Origin of the sequence: Hyphomicrobium sp. MC8b, assembly GCF_905067615.1 — a bacterium.
Lineage (GTDB): Bacteria > Pseudomonadota > Alphaproteobacteria > Rhizobiales > Hyphomicrobiaceae > Hyphomicrobium_B.
The window spans coordinates 2819851-2839514 of sequence record NZ_LR898465.1; the positions used below are offsets into that span (position 1 = coordinate 2819851).

A 19664-nucleotide genomic window follows, 5' to 3' on the forward strand; every position below is an offset into this window, starting at 1 on the left:
GCGATCCGGGAATTTCAGGCTTCATTTTTTAGAACCCAGCGGACGGATACTCTCGCCGGCCAGGTTCAACTTCTTAGGCGTACTTGGCCTTGACCTCATCCGCCACGTTGCGCGGCACGTCCGCATAGTGTGCGAACTGCATCGAGTACTGCGCACGACCCGTCGACATCGAACGCAGCGTATTGATGTAACCGAACATGTTCGCGAGCGGGACAAACGCACGGATGACCGTCGCGTTGCCGCGCATCTCCTGAGTACGGATCTGCCCGCGCCGCGAGTTGATGTCGCCGATGATGCCGCCGACGAATTCGCCCGGCGACACAACCTCGACGTCCATGACCGGCTCGAGGATCTTAACGCCGGCCTTCTCGCAGCCTTCCTTCATGGCCGCACGCGTCGCGATTTCGAAGGCGATCGCGGACGAGTCCACTTCGTGGAAGGCGCCGTCATAAAGGTTGACCTTCATGTCGACCATCGGGAAGCCGATGAGCATGCCGTTGTCCCAGACCGACTTCACGCCCTTTTCGACGCCGGGGATGTATTCCTTCGGAACCGTACCGCCAACGATCGAGGTCGTGAACTCGTTGCCCTTGCCGACTTCGTTCGGCTCGAGCTTGAGCTTGACGCGAGCAAACTGACCCGTACCGCCGGTCTGCTTCTTGTGCGTGTAGTCGATGTCTGCCGGGCGCGCGAGCGTTTCGCGATAGGCGACCTGCGGAGCGCCCGTCGTGGCTTCGACGCCGTAGGTCCGCTTCAGGATGTCGACTTTAATGTCGAGATGAAGCTCGCCCATGCCCTTGAGGATCGTCTCGCCCGACTCGGGGTGAACCGAGACGCGGAACGAGGGATCTTCCAGCGACAGCGTGTTGAGCGCGATCGCCATCTTTTCCTGGTCGGCCTTCGTCTTCGGCTCGACCTTCATCTCGATGACGGGCTCCGGGAAGTCCATCTTTTCGAGAATGACCGGCTTCTGCGGATCGCAAAGCGTTTCGCCCGTGCGCGTGTCTTTCAGGCCCTGCAGAGCGACGATGTCGCCAGCATAGGCTTCCTTGATTTCTTCACGATCCGCGGCGTGCATCAGGTACATGCGGCCGGCGCGCTCTTTCTTGTCGCGCGTTGTGTTCGCAAGTGCCATGCCCTGCTCGAGCTTGCCCGAGTAGATGCGGCAGAACGTGATCGAGCCGACGTGCTCGAAGCTCATGATCTTGAAGGCGATCATGGCCAGCGGTTCAGTGTCCGACGGCTTACGGAGCAGCTCGTCGCCGGTCTTGGGATCAATGCCCTTGTAGGCTTCGCGATCGAGCGGCGACGGCAGATAGTCGACGACCGCGTCGAGCAGCGGCTGAACGCCTTTGTTCTTGAAGGCCGAGCCACAGAACATCGGGTAGAAGGCGCCCTTGACGGTCGCCTTGCGGATGAGCTTGCGCAGCGTATCTTCGTCCGGCTCTTTGCCTTCGAGGAATGCCTCGAGTGCCGCGTCGTCCATTTCGACGGCAGCTTCGATCATGGCGGCGCGATATTCGTTCGCCTTGTCGACGAGGTCGGCCGGGATTTCGCCCTCGACCATCTTCGCGTCCTTGCCGTCACCGTCCCAAGTGATGGCCTTCATCTTAACGAGATCGATGACACCCTGGAAATTCGACTCAGCACCGATCGGAATCTGCATCGGAACCGGACGTGCACCAAGCTTCGCCTTGATGTCGTCGACGCACATGTAGAAGTCGGCGCCGATCTTATCCATCTTGTTGGCGAAGATGATGCGCGGAACGTTGTACTTGTCGCCTTGACGCCAGACGGTTTCCGTCTGCGGCTCGACGCCCTGGTTCGAGTCAAGAACGCAAACAGCGCCGTCGAGCACGCGCAGCGAACGCTCGACTTCGATCGTGAAGTCGACGTGGCCTGGGGTGTCGATGATATTCAGGCGGCGCTTCTTGCCGTCACGGCCGGTCCAGAAACAGGTCGTCGCGGCCGACGTGATCGTGATGCCGCGCTCAGCTTCCTGATCCATAAAGTCCATCGTCGCGGCGCCGTCATGGACTTCGCCGATCTTATAGGACCTGCCGGTGTAGTAGAGGATTCGCTCGGTCGTGGTCGTCTTGCCAGCATCAATGTGAGCCATGATGCCGAAGTTGCGATAATCCTCGATCGGGTATTGCCGGGCCATGTCTGCCTCGAAATCCTTGTAACTTGTCCTACCAGCGGTAGTGCGAGAAGGCGCGGTTGGCTTCAGCCATCTTGTGCGTGTCTTCGCGCTTTTTAACTGCAGTGCCACGATTGTTCGCGGCGTCGAGCAATTCGCCCGAGAGCTTGTCAATCAGCGTCGACTCGTTGCGAGCACGAGCGGCGGAGATCAACCAGCGGATCGCCAGAGCCTGACGGCGCTCGTTACGAACTTCGACCGGAACCTGATACGTGGCACCGCCGACGCGACGCGAACGAACCTCAACCGACGGCATGACGTTGTCGAGCGCCTGACGGAAAAGATCGATCGGGTTCGCCTTACCCCGCTGTTCCATCTTTTCGAACGCGCCATAGACCATGCGTTCTGCAACCGACTTCTTGCCGTGCTCCATCACCGCGTTCATGAACTTGGTGACGACGACGTCGTTGAACTTCGGATCCGGGATCACTTCCCGCTTTTGCGCCGCGTGACGACGAGACATCCTGACAGGCCCTTCGCTTCGAATTCTCTTTAAATCTTACAGGCCGACACCGCCGGCCCGGACGAGACCGATTACTTCGGCCGTTTCGCACCGTACTTCGAACGCCGCTGACGACGCGCCGAGACGCCCTGCGTATCAAGCACACCACGGATGATGTGATAGCGGACGCCGGGAAGGTCCTTCACGCGGCCGCCGCGGATCAGCACCACGGAGTGCTCCTGAAGGTTATGACCTTCGCCCGGGATGTAGCCGATCACCTCGTAGCCGTTGGTCAGCCGGATCTTGGCGACCTTACGCAGAGCGGAGTTCGGCTTCTTCGGGGTCGTCGTGTAGACGCGCGTGCAGACACCACGCTTCTGCGGGCACGCTTCCATGTGGCGCGACTTCTCGCGGTAGACTGGCTTTACCCGGGGCTTCCGGATCAACTGTTGTATCGTCGGCATTCGCCCAATCCTGACTTCGGGACACATTCCCGACAGCGGAAATGCGCCAAGCAAACCTGCCAGGTGCGCGAAGTTCGCCCCTAGCAAGAAAAAACCAGAGGATCGTGCCGCCCTTTGGGGTGACAGATCATGGCCCGTCGATATGCTCTGCTTTATGAACGGGAGCGTTTAGGAGCAAAATAGGCGCTTAAAGCGCCGAGCGACCTACCACCAACCCGTGAGAGTGGGCGGAGCTATATACACACCCGCCATATTGGTCAACAGGCGCGCCGCAGGGTTGCGAAATTATTTTCGCCGAATTCGCCGTCATAAGGCAAACCGAACCTGCGACCTGTTGTCGGCTCGGGCGCGCAGAACGCTTTAAAACCGACGGAAAACCAAATTTTTGGGTGGGCACCGCACTTAAATGGGAATCGCTGAAAATTTTTAAAGAGGACTCGCGTCGTCCAGGCTGCTTTGCGCCGGTCGGCAGCCCTCTCCCGAGGAAATTTCGAGGTGTCATCCGCGGCTTCAGCCGAGGACCCATTGCGCCGCCCCTACAGATAAGAAATGGCCCGTCGAGACAAGGGCGAGGAAACGGTTCTCAACAAATGAAAACGGCCGCCCCGAGAGGCGGCCGTTGGCATTAGAATGCTCTTAAGAAGCGAGCGGAGATTACTCCGCTGCTTCCTCTGCCGGGCGACGGCGACGGCGTCCAGCCGGGCCTGAGGCGCCATCAGGCGACGGCAGGTTCGAAGTCTTCGCCTTTTCCTTGGCGATGAGATCGTCACGCTGCATCGCGACCTTGCGGAGCTGACGCAGCATGCCGCCCGTACCGGCCGGAATGAGACGGCCGACGATGACGTTCTCCTTGAGACCTTCGAGCGTGTCGGACTTGCCGTTGACGGCAGCATCCGTGAGCACGCGCGTTGTCTCCTGGAAGGACGCCGCCGAGATGAAGGAGCGCGTCTGCAGCGAAGCCTTGGTGATACCGAGCAGAACCGGGTTCGCGGACGCCGCACGCTTGCCGGCCTTCTGAGCGGCTGCGTTGATTTCCTCGAACTCGATCCGATCGAGTTGCTCACCCTTGATGAGTTCGGTCTCGCCGGCGTCGGTGACTTCAACCTTCTGCAGCATCTGACGAACGATGACTTCGATGTGCTTGTCGTTGATCGTCACGCCCTGCAGTCGATAGACGTCCTGGATCTCGTTGATCAGGTAGTTCGCGAGTTCCTCGACGCCCTTGATCGCCAGGATGTCGTGCGGCGCCGGGTTGCCGTCGTACACGAAATCGCCACGTTCAACGCGATCGCCAGGCTGAACAGCAAGGCTCTTGCCACGCGGGATCAGGTATTCGACCGGCTCGGCCGACTCATCGTCCGGCTTGATCGTGATGCGCTGCTTGTTCTTGTAGTCCTTGCCGAACTCAACCGTACCCGAGATGTCCGCGAGGATCGCGTGATCCTTCGGACGGCGAGCTTCGAAGAGTTCCGCGACGCGCGGCAGACCACCGGTGATGTCACCGGACTTCGCCGACGCCGTCGGAATACGAGCAAGAACGTCGCCCGCCTTCACTTCCGTGCCGCGATCGACCGACAGAACGGCTTCAACCGACAACAGGTAGCGAGCGTCACCGCCGCGCGCGACCTTGATCGGCTTGCCCTTCGAGTCCTTGATCACGATGGCAGGCTTCAGCTCTGAGCCCTTCGGAGACGTGCGCCAGTCGATGATGACCCGGTTCGACGTACCCTTCATTTCGTCGGTTTGTTCGCGGACCGACGAGCCTTCGATCAAGTCTTCGAAGTCGACGAAGCCGTCAGCTTCCGACAGGATCGGACGGGTGTAGGGATCCCACTGCGCGATCTTGGTGCCGCGCTTCACGGTATCGCCTTCATCGACAAAGATGCGCGAGCCGTAGCTGATCTTGTGGGTCGCGAGTTCCTTGCCCGTCTGGTCGACGATGATGACCGACATGATGCGGCTCGTCGCGACGTTCTGGCCCTTCGAGTCCTTGGCGATCGCACGATTCTTCAGCTTCACGGTGCCGTTGAAGTTCGACTCGATGAAGGACGAGTCGACCAAGTTGGCCGTGCCGCCGATGTGGAACGTACGCATCGTCAGCTGCGTGCCCGGCTCACCGATCGACTGTGCGGCGATGACACCGACAGCTTCACCAATGTTGACCGGCGTACCGCGAGCAAGGTCGCGGCCGTAGCACTTGGCGCACACGCCGTTGACCGTCTCGCAGGTCAGCACCGAACGGATACGAACTTCCTGAAGCTCGGCCTTGCCGATGAGATCGGCGTGCTTTTCTTCGATCAGTTCGCCGTTGGCGACGATGATCTCGCCCGTCGTCGGGTGCTTGATGTCTTCGGCTGCCGTGCGGCCCAGCGAACGCGCCGCGAGCGACACGATCACCTGACCGGCATCGACGACTGCCTGCACGTTAATGCCGGCATCGGTTCCGCAATCGACCTCGGAGATGATGGCGTCCTGCGCGACGTCGACGAGACGACGCGTGAGGTAGCCCGAGTTCGCCGTCTTCAAGGCGGTGTCTGCAAGACCCTTACGGGCACCGTGGGTTGAGTTGAAGTACTCGAGAACCGACAGGCCTTCCTTGAAGTTCGAGATGATCGGCGTCTCAATGATTTCGCCCGAAGGTTTCGTCATGAGGCCGCGCATACCGGCGAGCTGCTTCATCTGCGCCGGCGAACCGCGCGCGCCCGAGTGGCTCATCATGTAGACCGAGTTGATTGGACGTTCGCGTCCGGTCGTAGCGTCCTTCTGAACCGCCGAGATGCGGTCCATCATTTCCTTGGCGATCTGATCGGTGCAGCGCGACCAAGCGTCGACGACCTTATTGTACTTCTCGAGCTGCGTGATCAGGCCGTCCTGATACTGCTGTTCGAAGTCGCGGACCTCGACGTTGGTCTTCTCGACGATCTTCTCCTTCGTCTCCGGGATGAGCATGTCGTCCTTGCCGAACGAGATGCCAGCCTTGAAGGCGTGGTGGAAGCCGAGCGCCATGATCCGGTCGCAGAAGATGACCGTCTCTTTCTGACCGCAGTTACGGTAGACCAAATCGATCAGACCGGAGATGTTCTTCTTCGTCAGAAGCTGGTTCGCCATCGAGAACTTCATGCCCGGCATCTTCGGCAGATGCTGTGCGAGAAGCAGACGGCCCGGGGTCGTCTCGTGGATCTCCGAGACTTCCTCGCCCTCATCATTGATCGCGTTATAGCGGCCTTTGATCTTGGCGTGCAGCGTGACGGACTTCGATTCAAGGGCGTGAAGCACCTCGTTGATCGAGCCCAACATCATGCCTTCGCCGGGTTCGCCGTCGCGCATCATCGACAGATAGTACAGACCCAACACGATGTCCTGCGACGGCACGATGATCGGCTGGCCGCTCGCGGGATGCAGGATGTTGTTCGTCGACATCATCAGGACGCGCGCTTCGAGCTGCGCTTCGAGCGACAGCGGAACGTGCACGGCCATCTGGTCGCCGTCGAAGTCTGCGTTGAAGGCAGCGCAAACCAGCGGGTGAAGCTGGATCGCCTTACCCTCGATGAGTTGTGGCTCGAACGCCTGAATGCCGAGACGGTGAAGCGTCGGGGCGCGGTTCAGCATCACCGGATGCTCGCGAATGACCTCGTCGAGGACGTCCCAAACCTCGGGCTTTTCCTTTTCGACGAGCTTCTTCGCCTGCTTTACGGTCGCGGCTTGGCCGAGCGTCTGGAGGCGCGCGTAGATGAAGGGCTTGAACAGCTCAAGCGCCATCTTCTTCGGCAGGCCGCACTGGTGCAGCTTGAGTTCCGGACCGACAACGATGACCGAACGGCCGGAGTAGTCGACGCGCTTGCCGAGCAGGTTCTGACGGAAGCGGCCCTGCTTGCCCTTCAGCATGTCGGCGAGCGACTTCAGCGGACGCTTGTTGGCGCCGGTGATGACGCGGCCGCGACGGCCGTTGTCGAACAGAGCGTCGACGGCCTCCTGCAGCATGCGCTTTTCGTTGCGAATGATGATATCCGGCGCGCGCAGCTCCATCAGCCGCTTCAGGCGGTTGTTACGGTTGATGACGCGGCGATAGAGATCGTTCAGGTCCGACGTCGCAAAGCGGCCGCCATCGAGCGGAACAAGCGGACGCAGTTCCGGCGGGATGACCGGAACTTGCGTCAGGATCATCCACTCCGGACGGTTGCCCGATTCCATGAAGGCTTCGATCACCTTCAGGCGCTTGCCGAGCTTCTTCGGCTTCAGTTCGGTCGTCGCCTCGGCGATCTCCTGGCGAAGGTCCTGCGCGATCTTCGGCAGGTCCATGGCGGACAGAAGCTCGCGGATCGCCTCAGCGCCGATGCCGGCGGTGAAGGTATCTGCGCCGTACTCGTCGATCGCCTGGTTGTACTGCTCTTCCGTCAGCAGCTGGCGCTCAGCGAACGGCGTCGTGCCCGGCTCGATGACGATGTAGTTCTCGAAATAAAGAACGCGCTCAAGATCCTTCAGCGCCATGTCCATCAGCAAGCCGATGCGCGAGGGCAGCGACTTCAGGAACCAGATGTGCGCAACGGGAGCCGCAAGCTCGATGTGGCCCATGCGCTCGCGGCGAACCTTTGCAAGCGTCACTTCCACGCCGCACTTTTCGCAGATCAAGCCCTTGTACTTCATGCGCTTGTACTTGCCGCACAAGCATTCGTAGTCCTTGATCGGTCCGAAGATGCGCGCACAGAACAGGCCGTCGCGCTCCGGCTTGAAGGTACGATAGTTGATCGTCTCGGGCTTTTTGATCTCGCCGTAGGACCAGGACAGGATGTCCTCGGGCGAGGCGATCGAGATCCGGATCTGATCGAAGACCGGAGCGGGAGCCTGCGATTTAAAGATGTTGGTAATTTCGTTCATCGGCTGTCTCCTCATGGGCGCGGCTGGGGTGACCGTGCCCGTGGAATTTAGTGGTCGTGTTTTGCCGATCTCCGCCCTTCCCGGGGGGCGGAGATCGTCTTCGATGTTCGTTATTCAGCCGCTGGCGGAAGCTGCGCCTGGGGTTCCTCGGGCGTCTCCGGCTGATCGTTTTCTGCTTCGATCTGCGGCAGCTCGCTGTTGACGAGCTCGACGTTGAGACCCAGCGCGCGCATTTCCTTGACGAGCACGTTGAAGCTTTCCGGCACGCCGGCTTCGAACGCATCGTCACCACGGACGATCGCCTCGTAGACCTTGGTGCGGCCGGCGACGTCGTCCGACTTCACGGTCAGCATTTCCTGCAGCGTGTAGGCGGCGCCGTAAGCTTCCAGAGCCCAGACCTCCATTTCGCCGAAGCGCTGGCCGCCGAACTGCGCCTTACCGCCCAGCGGCTGCTGGGTGACGAGCGAGTACGGACCGATCGAGCGGGCGTGGATCTTGTCGTCGACAAGGTGGTGCAGCTTCAGAACATACTTGTAGCCGACGGTGACCTTGCGATCGAACGGCTCGCCCGTGCGGCCGTCGAACAGCGTCACCTGACCTGACGTATCGAAACCTGCGAGCTGCAGCATTTCGACGATGTCTTTCTCACGCGCGCCGTCGAACACCGGCGTTGCGATCGGAACGCCCGTCCGCAGGTTCTGAGCGACGCCGACAAGCTCATCGTCTTTCAGCGACGACTTGATGACCTCCTGACCGTAAACGCGCTCCATCTGTTCGCGGAGAGCCTGCGCCTGGCCGCTCTCGTGGAACTGATGCAATGCGTCGTCGATCATGCGGCCAAGACCGCGGCACGCCCAGCCAAGATGCGTTTCGAGGATCTGTCCGACGTTCATGCGGCTCGGCACGCCGAGCGGGTTCAGAACGACGTCGACCGGCGTGCCGTCTTCGAGGAACGGCATGTCTTCCGACGGAACGATCATCGACACGACACCCTTGTTGCCGTGACGGCCGGCCATCTTGTCGCCCGGCTGGATCTTGCGCTTCACCGCGACGAAGACCTTGACCATCTTCATCACGCCCGGCGGCAGCTCGTCACCGCGCTGCAGCTTGTCGACCTTGTCGGCAAAACGCAGACCGAGGCCCTTCTTGGCGTCTTCGTACTGCTTCTGGATGGCTTCGACTTCGGCCTGCGCCTTCTCATTGGCAAGACCGATTTCCCACCACTGGCTGCGCGGGATATCGTCGAGGATCACGTTGTCGATGATCGTACCCTTGCGGGCGTTCTTCGGACCCTTCGCGACTTCCTTGCCCATCAGCGCGTCTTTCAGACGGGCGTAGACGTTGCGGTCGAGGATCTGAAGCTCGTCGTCGCGGTCTTTTGCGAGACGCTCGATCTCTTCTCGCTCGATCGCCATCGCACGCTCGTCTTTCTCGACGCCGTGACGATTGAAGACGCGGACTTCGACGATCGTGCCGGCGACGCCCGGCGGCAGACGCAGCGAGGTATCGCGAACGTCAGACGCCTTTTCACCGAAGATGGCGCGCAGAAGCTTTTCTTCCGGCGTCATCGGGCTTTCGCCCTTCGGCGTGATCTTGCCGACCAGAATGTCACCCGGATGGACTTCGGCGCCGATGTAGACGATGCCGGCTTCGTCGAGGTTCTTCAGCGCTTCTTCCGAGACGTTCGGAATATCGCGCGTGATTTCCTCAGGTCCGAGCTTCGTATCGCGAGCCATGACCTCGAATTCCTCGATGTGGATCGAGGTGAACACGTCTTCGGAGACGACGCGCTCGTTCATCAGGATCGAGTCTTCGAAGTTGTAGCCCATCCACGGCATGAACGCGACGAGCACGTTCTTGCCGAGCGCCAGCTCGCCGAGTTCGGTCGAAGGACCGTCAGCGATGATGTCGCCTGCCTTGACGTGATCGCCGACGTTGATCAGCGGCCGCTGGTTGATACAGGTGTTCTGGTTCGAACGCTGGAACTTGCGCAGACGATAGATGTCGACGCCCGGCTTCGAAGGATCCTGCTCTTCCGTTGCGCGGATAACGATACGGGTTGCATCGACCTGGTCGACGATGCCCGTACGGCGTGCCGCGATGGCAGCGCCCGAGTCCTGCGCCACGCGCTCTTCCATGCCGGTGCCGACCAGCGGCGCTTCCGCCTTGATCAGCGGCACGGCCTGACGCTGCATGTTCGAGCCCATGAGCGCGCGGTTGGCGTCGTCGTTCTCAAGGAACGGGATGAGCGCGGCCGCGACCGACACGAGCTGCTTCGGCGACACGTCGATGTAATCGACCTTGTCGGTCGGAACGAGCATCACGTCGCCCTGGTAGCGAACGGTGACGAGGTCTTCCGTCATCTTGCCCTTGGCATCGATGGCAGCGTTCGCCTGCGCAACGTGATGGCGCATCTCTTCCATGGCGGAGAGGTACGCGACCTCGTCGGTGACGCGGCCGTTGATGACCTTGCGGTACGGGCTTTCGATGAAGCCGTATTTGTTCACGCGCGCGAACGTCGCGAGCGAGTTGATCAGACCGATGTTCGGGCCTTCCGGCGTCTCAATCGGGCAGATACGGCCATAGTGCGTCGGATGCACGTCGCGGACTTCGAAGCCCGCGCGTTCACGCGTCAGACCGCCCGGTCCAAGAGCCGAGAGACGGCGCTTGTGGGTGATTTCCGACAGCGGGTTCGTCTGGTCCATGAACTGCGAGAGCTGGGACGAGCCGAAGAACTCGCGCACAGCGGCCGCAGCCGGTTTGGCGTTGATCAGGTCCTGCGGCATCACCGTGTCGATATCGACCGACGACATGCGCTCCTTGATGGCGCGTTCCATGCGGAGCAGGCCGACGCGATACTGGTTTTCCATCAGCTCGCCGACGGAGCGAACGCGACGGTTGCCCAAGTGGTCGATGTCGTCGATTTCGCCCTTGCCGTCGCGCAGATCGACAAGCGTCTTCACGACCGCGAGGATGTCCTCACGGCGCAGCACGCGCATCGTATCGGGCGCATCGAGTTCGAGGCGCATGTTCATCTTCACGCGGCCGACGGCCGAGAGATCGAAACGTTCCGGATCGAAGAACAGGCCATGGAACAGCGCGGTCGCCGCTTCGATGGTCGGCGGCTCGCCCGGGCGCATGACCCGGTAGATGTCCATCAGCGCTTCCTGCTGATTGGCGTTCTTGTCGATGTTGAGCGTGTTGCGGATGAACGCGCCGGTGTTGACGTAGTCGATGTCGAGGATGTGGAATTCCTTGACCTTCTGCTCCTTGAGCTCGGCCAACAGGTTCTCATCCAGCTCGTCACCGGCTTCGGCGAAGATCTTGCCCGTCTCCATATCGACGATGTCTTCGGCGATGAAGCGGCCTGCGAGGTCCTCGGCGGAGATCAGGATTTCCTTGACGCCGCTTTCGGCGATTTCGCGCGAACGGCGTGCGGTGATCTTCTCGCCAGCGCGCGCGATCACTTCGCCGGTCTTAGCGTCGGCGATGTCGGACTGCGGAGTAACGCCGCGGAACTTCTCGGGCAGGAACGGCATCTTCCAGCCGCGCTTCGATTCCTTGATCGAGATGTGCTTGTAGAAGTGCGCGAGAATCTCTTCGTCGTCGAGGCCCAAGGCATAGAGCATCGTCGTCACCGGCAGCTTACGGCGACGGTCGATACGGACATAGACGATGTCTTTCGCGTCGAACTCGAAGTCGAGCCAGGAACCGCGATACGGAATGATGCGAGCTGCGAACAACAGCTTGCCCGACGAGTGCGTCTTACCGCGATCGTGGTCGAAGAAGACGCCCGGCGAGCGGTGCATCTGCGAGACGATCACACGCTCGGTGCCGTTGATGATGAAGGTGCCGTTCGACGTCATGAGCGGCATGTCGCCCATGTAGACGTCCTGCTCCTTGACGTCCTTGATCGACTTGGAGCCCGTCTCTTCGTTCACATCGAACACGATCAGGCGCAGCTTGACCTTGAGCGGCGCTGCGAATGTCATGTCGCGCTGCATACACTCGTCGACGTCGAACTTCGGCGGCTCGAATTCGTAGCTGACGAATTCCAGCGTCGACTTGCCGGCGAAATCGGAGATCGGGAAAACGCCCTTGAACACCGACTGCAAGCCGAAATCATCCGGCCTGCCGCCCGGGGGCTCTTTGACCATCAAGAAGTCATCGTAAGACGCTTTCTGAACCTCGATGAGGTTCGGCATCTCCGCGACTTCTCCGATAGAACCAAACTGCTTCCGGAGGCGTTTGCGGCTGGTGAGGGTTTGAGCCATATCGGTCCCTTCGTGCTCTCGTATGCGGGTAGTCCCGCGATCCAAATGCGACGCGCTCAGGGTCCCTGGAGAACTGGGACCTCTTGAAACGGTTCACCGGAGGGTCCTTTTTCGAGGTTAGAAAAACCCCAGGACCCTCCGGAAAACCGTTTTTCATTTGCGCCCGGCGTCTCCGTTTCCCGGATGCGGCCGCGGCGTGCACAGCTCAACACCGGCCGGGAGCGACCCAGCCGGTGTTGATCGTCAATTACTTCACTTCGACGACAGCGCCCTGATCCTCAAGCTGCTTCTTGAGCTTCTGGGCTTCGTCCTTCGAAACGCCTTCCTTCACGGTCTTGCCGCCAGCCTCGACGAGGTCCTTGGCTTCCTTCAGGCCGAGACCCGTGATGGCGCGAACTTCCTTGATGACGTTGATCTTCTTGTCGCCACCCGACTTCAGGATAACGGTGAACTCCGTCTGCTCTTCGGCCGGAGCAGCGGCAGCGCCGCCAGCAGCAGGAGCAGCAACGGCGACGGCAGCAGCAGCCGAAACGCCCCACTTCTCTTCCAGCATCTTGGCGAGCTCAGCGGCCTCGAGCACGGTGAGTGCCGACAGGTCTTCAACGATTTTCTCGATCTTAGACATATATAGTGTCCTTCCGGTTTGAACCTAGTGGTTGAATTGCAGCACCCCTTTGGGCCGTGCTGCGTAGCTTTTCGAGGGCTCAAAGCCCCACAACTTCCGAGGGTTAGGCTGCTGCCTCTTCCTTCGATGCCTTGGCCTGAATGACGCGGGCAAGCTTGGCACCGGGCTCCTTGACGGTCCGGGCGATCTTGGTCGCCGGAGCGTTGAGGAGGCCAATGAGCTTGGCGCGGAGTTCATCAAGCGACGGCAGTTCGGCAAGGGCCTGCACGCCTTTCGCGTCAAGGATGGTCTTGCCCATCGCGCCGCCCAGGATCACGAGCTTGTCGTTGCCCTTGGCGTACGTGACGGTCGCCTTCGCCGCTGCGATCGGATCTTGCGAGAAGGCCAGAATGGTCGGCCCCGTCAAAATCTCCGAAAGCTTCTCGGCGTCGGTATCCTTGAGTGCGAGCTGCGCCAGCTTGTTCTTGGCCACCTTCACAGAGCCGCCGGCTTCTTTAACGCGCCTGCGGAACTCTGCGGATTGAGCGGCCACCATGCCGGTGTTGTGGGCGACGACCACCACACCCGTGCTTTTCAGCGTGGTGTGAAGGCTGTCGATGAGCTCACGTTTCGCGGCTCTATCCACGTCTCGTCTCCTTGCTGCGAAGCCTCATTTGCGAAGCCTCGCGGGTTGCACCTTTGCCGCCGTCTCCGGTGAGGGATCAGGCGACGTTAGTCTGTCCTCGTTCCCGTGGACCGCGAGTAGCGGCACGGTGCTGACCCAGAAGGTTCAAACCGGACTTTTTGGCTTATCGCCTCAAATCCGATCCACTTCTGTCTCATGCAGGCTCTCCCGCGGAGGAGAGACTTAGGCGTCACCGGCAAGCCGGATCGGCACCCACAATCTCGGACAGCTCCGGACCGAAGCGAAACCGCCACGGTCCAGGGTTTTCCGGGTTGCCCCGGAATTCTTCAAACTTAGGCGGCCGGTCCCGGCGCGACCGAAGCTGTGTCGAGCTTCAAACCCGGACCCATCGTCGAGGACAGCGATACCTTCTTGAGGTACGTGCCCTTGGAACCCGTCGGCTTCGCCTTCACGACCGCGTCGACGAACGCCTTGATGTTCTGGACCAAGGCCTCCTCGGTGAAGCTCGCCTTGCCGACGCCAGCGTGCACGATGCCCGCCTTCTCGACGCGGAACTCAACCGAGCCGCCCTTGGCGCCTTTCACGGCGCTGGTGACGTCCATGGTCACGGTGCCGACACGCGGGTTCGGCATCAGGCCGCGCGGACCCAAGACCTTACCGAGACGTCCGACGAGACCCATCATGTCCGGCGTCGCGATGCAGCGATCGAAGTTGATCGTGCCCTTCGAGACGATTTCGACGAGGTCTTCCGCACCGACGACGTCCGCTCCGGCAGCCTTCGCTTCATCGGCCTTGGCGCCACGAGCGAACACGGCAACGCGCGCCGTGCGGCCCGAGCCGTTCGGCAGGTTGCACACGCCACGGACCATCTGGTCGGCGTGCTTGGGATCGACGCCGAGGTTGACGGCAACTTCGATCGTCTCATCGAACTTCGCCTTGGCGCGTTCCTTGATGATCTTCACGGCTTCGTCGACGCCATAGGCTTTACCCGCGGGGAGGCCCTGCTTGACGACAAGCATGCGCTTGCCACCGGCGTCGCGCGTTTCTTTGATCTTTTCAGCGCTGATTTGAGCTTTTGCCATCGGACTACTCCACCACCTTGAGGCCCATCGAACGTGCGCTGCCCGCAAGCGTGCGAGCGGCGGCGTCGATATCGTCGGTGTTCATGTCCTTGAGCTTGCCCTTAGCAATCTCTTTCAGCTGCGCAATCGTGACCTGACCGGCAACAATGCGACCCGGCTCTTTCGAACCCTGACCGCCCTTGCCCGTCGGACGCAGGCCAGCGGCCTTCTTGATGAGGTACGTCGCCGGCGGCTGACGCATCTCGAACGTGAACGAACGGTCGGAGTAGACCGTGATCTTCACGGGAATCGGTGTACCCTGTTCCAGGTCCTTCGTTTTTGCATTGAAGGACTTGCAGAATTCCATGATATTCACGCCGCGCTGACCAAGCGCGGGACCGATCGGCGGCGACGGATTGGCCGCCCCAGCCGGTACCTGCAAGTTGATAAAGCCGTCAATTTTCTTCGCCATAGTTCCCCTTCACTGTTAGAGCCCGCACCCAAACGGCACGATGCTCAGGGTTAGCGGTTCAACGGGCGAGCCTCCCAAAGTGGAAAGCCTGCCCTCCCGCACATCGACCGCATCCGAACCAAAATCCCGATGCGGGCTCCGGCGGCGAACCGCCGGAATTCTCGTCTTGCCCTAGGCGCTGCTGAGCACCGTCAGGCTGCGATCTTTTCGACCTGTGTAAATTCGAGTTCGACCGGCGTCGGCCGCCCGAAGATCGACACGGCGACCTTCACACGTGAGCGCTCCTCGTCGACTTCTTCGACGATGCCGGTGAACGAAGCGAACGGGCCGTCTGCGACCTTGACGTTCTCTCCGACCTCGAATGTGATCGTCGGCTTCGGCCGCTCAACGCCTTCCTTCACCTGGTTCAGGATGCGCATTGCCTCAGCTTCCGGGATCGGCATCGGCTTGTTGTCCGCACCGAGGAAGCCCGTGACCTTCGGCGTGTTCTTGATCATCACGAACGCCGCGTCGGTCATCTTCATTTTGACGAGCACGTAGCCCGGCAAAAACTTCCGCTCGGTCGGGATCTTGCGGCCGCGCTTTATCTCGACGACTTCTTCCGTCGGAACGACGATCTCTTCGAAGAGACCTTCAAGGCCGCCCGCTTTCGCGCGCTCGCGGATCGCGTCCGCCACCTTGCGTTCGAAATTCGTGTATGCGTGCACGATGTACCAGCGCGTACCGGCAACCGTTGCTTTTTCTTCGCGTTCTTGCGCGACAACCATTCTCAAAGGCCCTCTGGCGCGTCACTTAAACCAATCATGCGAGCCGAAATCAGGTGCCCACCCCTAAGACCAAACGCACGATGTGGCTCAGCGCCTGATCAACAAGCAAAAAGAAAACAGAGGCGAGCGCGACCATGATGAGCACCATCAAAGTCGTGATCCACACCTCTTTCCATGTCGGCCAAGTTACCTTCGCGACTTCCTGCCGAACCTCTTGCATAAAGGTTATGGGATTGAACTTCGCCATCAAAACTGCTTTCTGCGCGCATAAGCGACAACATGCCGCACCCGACCTCGGTGTTTCCCGGGGCCGGTCGGCAGATCAAACTCCACGAGGCTGGCAGGGGCGGAGGGTCTCGAACCCCCGACCTTCGGTTTTGGAGACCGACGCTCTACCAATTGAGCTACACCCCTAGTACTGACGCAGGCAAGAGCCAGCCGTCGAGCAGCCTCTTTCGGGGCGTGCACCCTTAACCGAAGTTTGAGGGCTTGTCAGCCCCGCTCGCGCCTTTTTTCTATCGGCTACCGTCGGGGCCGCTCCAGGGGCCGCCGATTTGGGTTGTTCCCTTCCCCTGCCCATCCACCGGCTCGATGACGACGGCCGATCCGTAGGCCAGGACCTCAGTCACTGCGGCGGCAATTTCGTTGGCGTCGTAGCGCATCGCGACGACAGCGTTGGCGCCCATGCTCTGGGCGTGCTCGACGAGAAGGTCGAAGGCTTCTTGGCGCGCATGCTCGGCGAGCTTGGTGTAAACCGAGATGTTGCCGCCAAAAAAGATCTGAATCGCCGCGCCCAGATTGCCGACGACGCTGCGCGAGCGCACCGTCAAGCCACGAACCAGCCCGAGGTGACGGACAATGCGGTAGCCTTGAATCTCGTTCGTCGTCACGACCAGCATGGTGCTTCCTCTCCTTCGGCCCGTCTTCCGTGCGGATTTCCCGCAGGCGGCGCCACCCTAACGCGACTCTCGGCGAGTGACGACAGAGGGAAACAGCATTTGGGCGGATCTTTCCGTAAAGATCAGATGCGGCGCACTCTACGGAGACGGCGGGAATGAACTTGCCTGCCCAATGTGCCGCTTTTAACTGACGCTCAACCTTGGCTATCAGAGAGCCGAGCAACACGCGGACACAGGCGCCGTATCATTCATTGAGATCTGATTTGCCGACATCATCGCTTCGCAACACGTCCAAGGTCCCTCCCGTCTTGGCGCACGCCGGTCCGCTATTGAGCCGTTACGACGTCATCTTTTGCGATGTCTGGGGCGTGGTTCACAACGGCGTCACGGCGTTCGAGGGTGCGTGCCGCGCGCTTGAGAAATTTCGCGCCGGCGGCGGCACCGTCATTCTGGTGTCGAATGCGCCGGTTCCGAAGAAGCGTGTGGCGGACATGCTCGATTCCCGGCATGTGCCCAGAAGCGCCTGGGACGACATCGTGTCGTCGGGCGATATTGCGCTTCATCACCTGGAGGAGAAGAAGTTCCAGCAGCTTTTCTGCATCGGCCCGCAGGATCGCGATCAGGCGCTTTTCTCCGCGCTTCGAGCCCGCTCGGTCGAGCTGGAGGATGCCGAAGCGATCATTTGCACGGGACTCAACGACGACCGGCGAGAGACGCCGGAAGATTACCAGGGCACCCTCGAACGTGCGCTTGCAAAAGACTTACCGTTCGTATGCGCCAATCCGGACTTGATCGTCGATGTCGGTGGCACCCTGCTCTATTGCGCGGGCGCCATCGCCGACCTCTACGAGAAGATGGGCGGCGTCGTTTATTGGGCGGGCAAGCCTTATCTCAGCGCGTACGAGACGGCGCATCGCAAGGCTGAGGGGCTTCGCGACAAGAACGTCGCGAAAGACAAGATCCTCGTTATCGGCGACGCCATCCGCACCGATATCAAAGGCGCGCAGAACTATGGCTGCGACGCCCTTTTCATCGCGTCGGGCATTCACCGCCACGAGACGGTCGACGGCATCGACCTGTCGGCGACGAAGCTTGCCGATCTGTTCACGGACGACGCGCCGCCCGCCATTGGCGCAATGCTCGAACTCACCTTGTAAGAGCAGCGGCGTTACTTGATCGGCTTGGTCGAGACTTCGGTCGGCACCTCGGACTTTGGCCGTTTCGGCGACGGGCCATCAGAGAAGCTGTTGAAGACCACGTCAGGCGACGTCGTGTTGTGCTGCGACGGTGTCAGGCGCCCGATCCAGATGTCGGTTGCGCGGGCGTGATCGAACTTCATGATGTTGTCTTCGCGCCAGCCTTTGGCACCTTGCTCGCGCACTGCGATGCGCGCGGTGTCGTTGTTGAATTCCGTGACGTACATCGAGCGCAGCATCGCGAACGGCCCGCCGCTGACACCATGATCGAATGCGACGTCGAGCGCTAAGCGGTTGCTGTCGACGCTCGCGATGCGAACCGTGGCGCTGCCCCCTTTTTCGAATGACAAGTCGAACTGGCGCTTTTGCGGCTCAAAGACAGCTTCCTTGATTTTCACCAGCGGCCGCCCGTCTTTTTCGATCGGACCAACGAGAAACGACGAGCCATAGGCGGTGATGCTCATGTTACGCGGCGTCATCGGACGCGGACGCCAGTAGCCATCCTGCGGATAGAGCACGAGGACCTCATCGGCACGCCCCTTCTTGATGACCCACACCTGCAGCAGATGGATATTCTTATAGACCTTCTTGCCGACCCGCACGGTCGCGGTCGATGGGCGCCAGAACGAGGGATAGGTATAGCCGACCAGCCACAAGTTCGGTTCGCCGACGAGGGTGATTTTTTTCGGCTTTTCCGCAGACTTGTAGATGGGATCGCTAGACATATCGCAAGCCGTCCAGTCGGGCTCGATGTTGCTGCGCATGGATGACGAGAGATAGACCGGGTGTGCGGCCTCGATACGGAACGAACGAACGTCGGGATTGGAGAATGCGACCGCAACGTTGTCCTTCTCAGCGCAAAGCACAGGCTCGCTTTGGTTCTCGACATCGACGGCCAAGCCATCGAGTGACGCTGCTTGCACCGATAAGAAAGGAACAACGAGCGAGATCAACATCAGGCCAAGCAAGCGGACGTACGATGGCATTCAATTCTCCGATTTCAGGTCACGCGTTCATTATGGCGCGAGCATCGCATAAACGTCGCCCGAATTCGCATCGTGCGGCAGATTGCTCAGGTATTCGGCAATTTCGGCGTCCGTGAGCCATCGATCGAACGTGAGATTCTGGGTTTCGCCGAGTGACCAGTTGTAGCGATAGTCGCCAAGTCCCGAAAGGCGATCGAAGCATGCCATCGCGACACTGCGGGCAATCGTTGTGAATTCGAACGACAGCGCCTTCACCGGCTGCGAAAGTCCGCACAATGCTGCATCTTCGAAGCCTTCAACATCAATCTTGATAAACGCAGGAAGGCCGTAACGCGCGATGAGCCCATCAAGCGTCACCATTTCGATCAGCAGATGCGCGTCCCAGACTTGGCCTTCCCAGCCGCGCGCGCCTTCGGCCTGATGCACGAAGTCTTCCGACAAGGTCGAAACGGTCGGGTTCGCGGTGTTGACGAACAGCTCGTGCATGCCGGCATCGGCTCCGACGGCGCGATCAACGATCTCGACGAGCGGATCTCGGCCATGCAGATGATTGAGCGCAGAATACAGCAGCGGCTGCGGTTCGACCGCAATGACGCGAGCACCGAGACGTCGAAACGACGAGACCCGATCACCGACGTGGGCGCCGATATCGAACACGAGTGCGCCCGGCTCGATGAAGCCGCGATAGAGATCGTCCATGGCCTCGCGCGGCGCATCGGGGCCGAGATAGACCCGCAGCGATCGCATGACGCCCTGCAACGCTTGCGAGACCATTCCG

Annotated in this window: 15 protein-coding genes and 1 tRNA gene; 1 reads left to right on the forward strand and 15 read right to left on the reverse strand. The window is 60.6% G+C overall.

Annotation, left to right across the window (positions count from 1 at the left end; translation table 11 throughout):
• Nucleotides 1-73: 73 nt before the first annotated feature.
• From fusA to ACLB1Z_RS13880, 13 genes are all read right to left on the reverse strand, one after another.
• Nucleotides 74-2164 (reverse strand): elongation factor G, encoded by a 2091-nt coding sequence (gene fusA / locus ACLB1Z_RS13820; protein ID WP_409560371.1) that lies wholly within the window; start codon nucleotides 2162-2164, stop codon nucleotides 74-76.
• A gap of 28 nt (nucleotides 2165-2192) precedes the next feature.
• Nucleotides 2193-2663, reverse strand: a complete 471-nt coding sequence (rpsG, locus tag ACLB1Z_RS13825; protein ID WP_013948195.1) for a 30S ribosomal protein S7 — start codon at nucleotides 2661-2663, stop codon at nucleotides 2193-2195.
• Between the two features lie 71 nt (nucleotides 2664-2734).
• On the reverse strand, nucleotides 2735-3106 hold the full coding sequence (gene rpsL, locus ACLB1Z_RS13830) for a 30S ribosomal protein S12 (protein WP_013948196.1): 372 nt from the start codon (nucleotides 3104-3106) through the stop codon (nucleotides 2735-2737).
• Nucleotides 3107-3760: 654 nt separating this feature from the next.
• Nucleotides 3761-7981, reverse strand: coding sequence for a DNA-directed RNA polymerase subunit beta' (gene rpoC, locus ACLB1Z_RS13835; protein WP_409560372.1), 4221 nt, complete (start codon nucleotides 7979-7981; stop codon nucleotides 3761-3763).
• A gap of 110 nt (nucleotides 7982-8091) precedes the next feature.
• Entirely contained in the window at nucleotides 8092-12255 is a 4164-nt protein-coding gene (gene rpoB / locus ACLB1Z_RS13840; RefSeq protein ID WP_409560373.1) for a DNA-directed RNA polymerase subunit beta, read from the reverse strand.
• A 247-nt stretch (nucleotides 12256-12502) separates the two neighbouring features.
• Nucleotides 12503-12880, reverse strand: coding sequence for a 50S ribosomal protein L7/L12 (rplL, locus tag ACLB1Z_RS13845; RefSeq protein ID WP_013948200.1), 378 nt, complete (start codon nucleotides 12878-12880; stop codon nucleotides 12503-12505).
• A 103-nt stretch (nucleotides 12881-12983) separates the two neighbouring features.
• Entirely contained in the window at nucleotides 12984-13505 is a 522-nt protein-coding gene (rplJ, locus tag ACLB1Z_RS13850) for a 50S ribosomal protein L10 (RefSeq protein WP_013948201.1), read from the reverse strand.
• Nucleotides 13506-13837: 332 nt separating this feature from the next.
• Nucleotides 13838-14524: a 50S ribosomal protein L1 gene (rplA, locus tag ACLB1Z_RS13855; protein WP_409563275.1), complete on the reverse strand. Its 687-nt coding sequence runs from the start codon at nucleotides 14522-14524 to the stop codon at nucleotides 13838-13840.
• 67 nt (nucleotides 14525-14591) lie between these two features.
• Nucleotides 14592-15038 carry a 50S ribosomal protein L11 gene (gene rplK / locus ACLB1Z_RS13860; protein ID WP_013948203.1) on the reverse strand — a complete coding sequence of 149 codons (447 nt, stop codon included), beginning with the start codon at nucleotides 15036-15038 and terminating at the stop codon, nucleotides 14592-14594.
• A 191-nt stretch (nucleotides 15039-15229) separates the two neighbouring features.
• Nucleotides 15230-15805 carry a transcription termination/antitermination protein NusG gene (gene nusG / locus ACLB1Z_RS13865; RefSeq protein ID WP_409560374.1) on the reverse strand — a complete coding sequence of 192 codons (576 nt, stop codon included), beginning with the start codon at nucleotides 15803-15805 and terminating at the stop codon, nucleotides 15230-15232.
• 49 nt (nucleotides 15806-15854) lie between these two features.
• Nucleotides 15855-16052 carry a preprotein translocase subunit SecE gene (secE, locus tag ACLB1Z_RS13870; protein ID WP_013948205.1) on the reverse strand — a complete coding sequence of 66 codons (198 nt, stop codon included), beginning with the start codon at nucleotides 16050-16052 and terminating at the stop codon, nucleotides 15855-15857.
• Between the two features lie 91 nt (nucleotides 16053-16143).
• Nucleotides 16144-16219 (reverse strand) — tRNA-Trp (locus tag ACLB1Z_RS13875).
• 101 nt (nucleotides 16220-16320) lie between these two features.
• On the reverse strand, nucleotides 16321-16704 hold the full coding sequence (locus ACLB1Z_RS13880) for a YbjQ family protein (RefSeq protein WP_409560375.1): 384 nt from the start codon (nucleotides 16702-16704) through the stop codon (nucleotides 16321-16323).
• A gap of 263 nt (nucleotides 16705-16967) precedes the next feature.
• On the opposite strand from ACLB1Z_RS13880, the gene ACLB1Z_RS13885 reads away from it, so the two are divergent.
• A complete protein-coding gene (locus ACLB1Z_RS13885) occupies nucleotides 16968-17861 on the forward strand; it encodes a TIGR01459 family HAD-type hydrolase (RefSeq protein WP_409560376.1) in 894 nt (297 codons plus the stop codon).
• Nucleotides 17862-17872: 11 nt separating this feature from the next.
• Here the strand turns inward: ACLB1Z_RS13885 and ACLB1Z_RS13890 are convergent, their stop codons facing one another.
• Entirely contained in the window at nucleotides 17873-18886 is a 1014-nt protein-coding gene (locus tag ACLB1Z_RS13890) for a hypothetical protein (protein WP_409560377.1), read from the reverse strand.
• 30 nt (nucleotides 18887-18916) lie between these two features.
• Nucleotides 18917-19660 (reverse strand): FkbM family methyltransferase, encoded by a 744-nt coding sequence (locus tag ACLB1Z_RS13895; protein ID WP_409560378.1) that lies wholly within the window; start codon nucleotides 19658-19660, stop codon nucleotides 18917-18919.
• Nucleotides 19661-19664 lie beyond the last annotated feature (4 nt).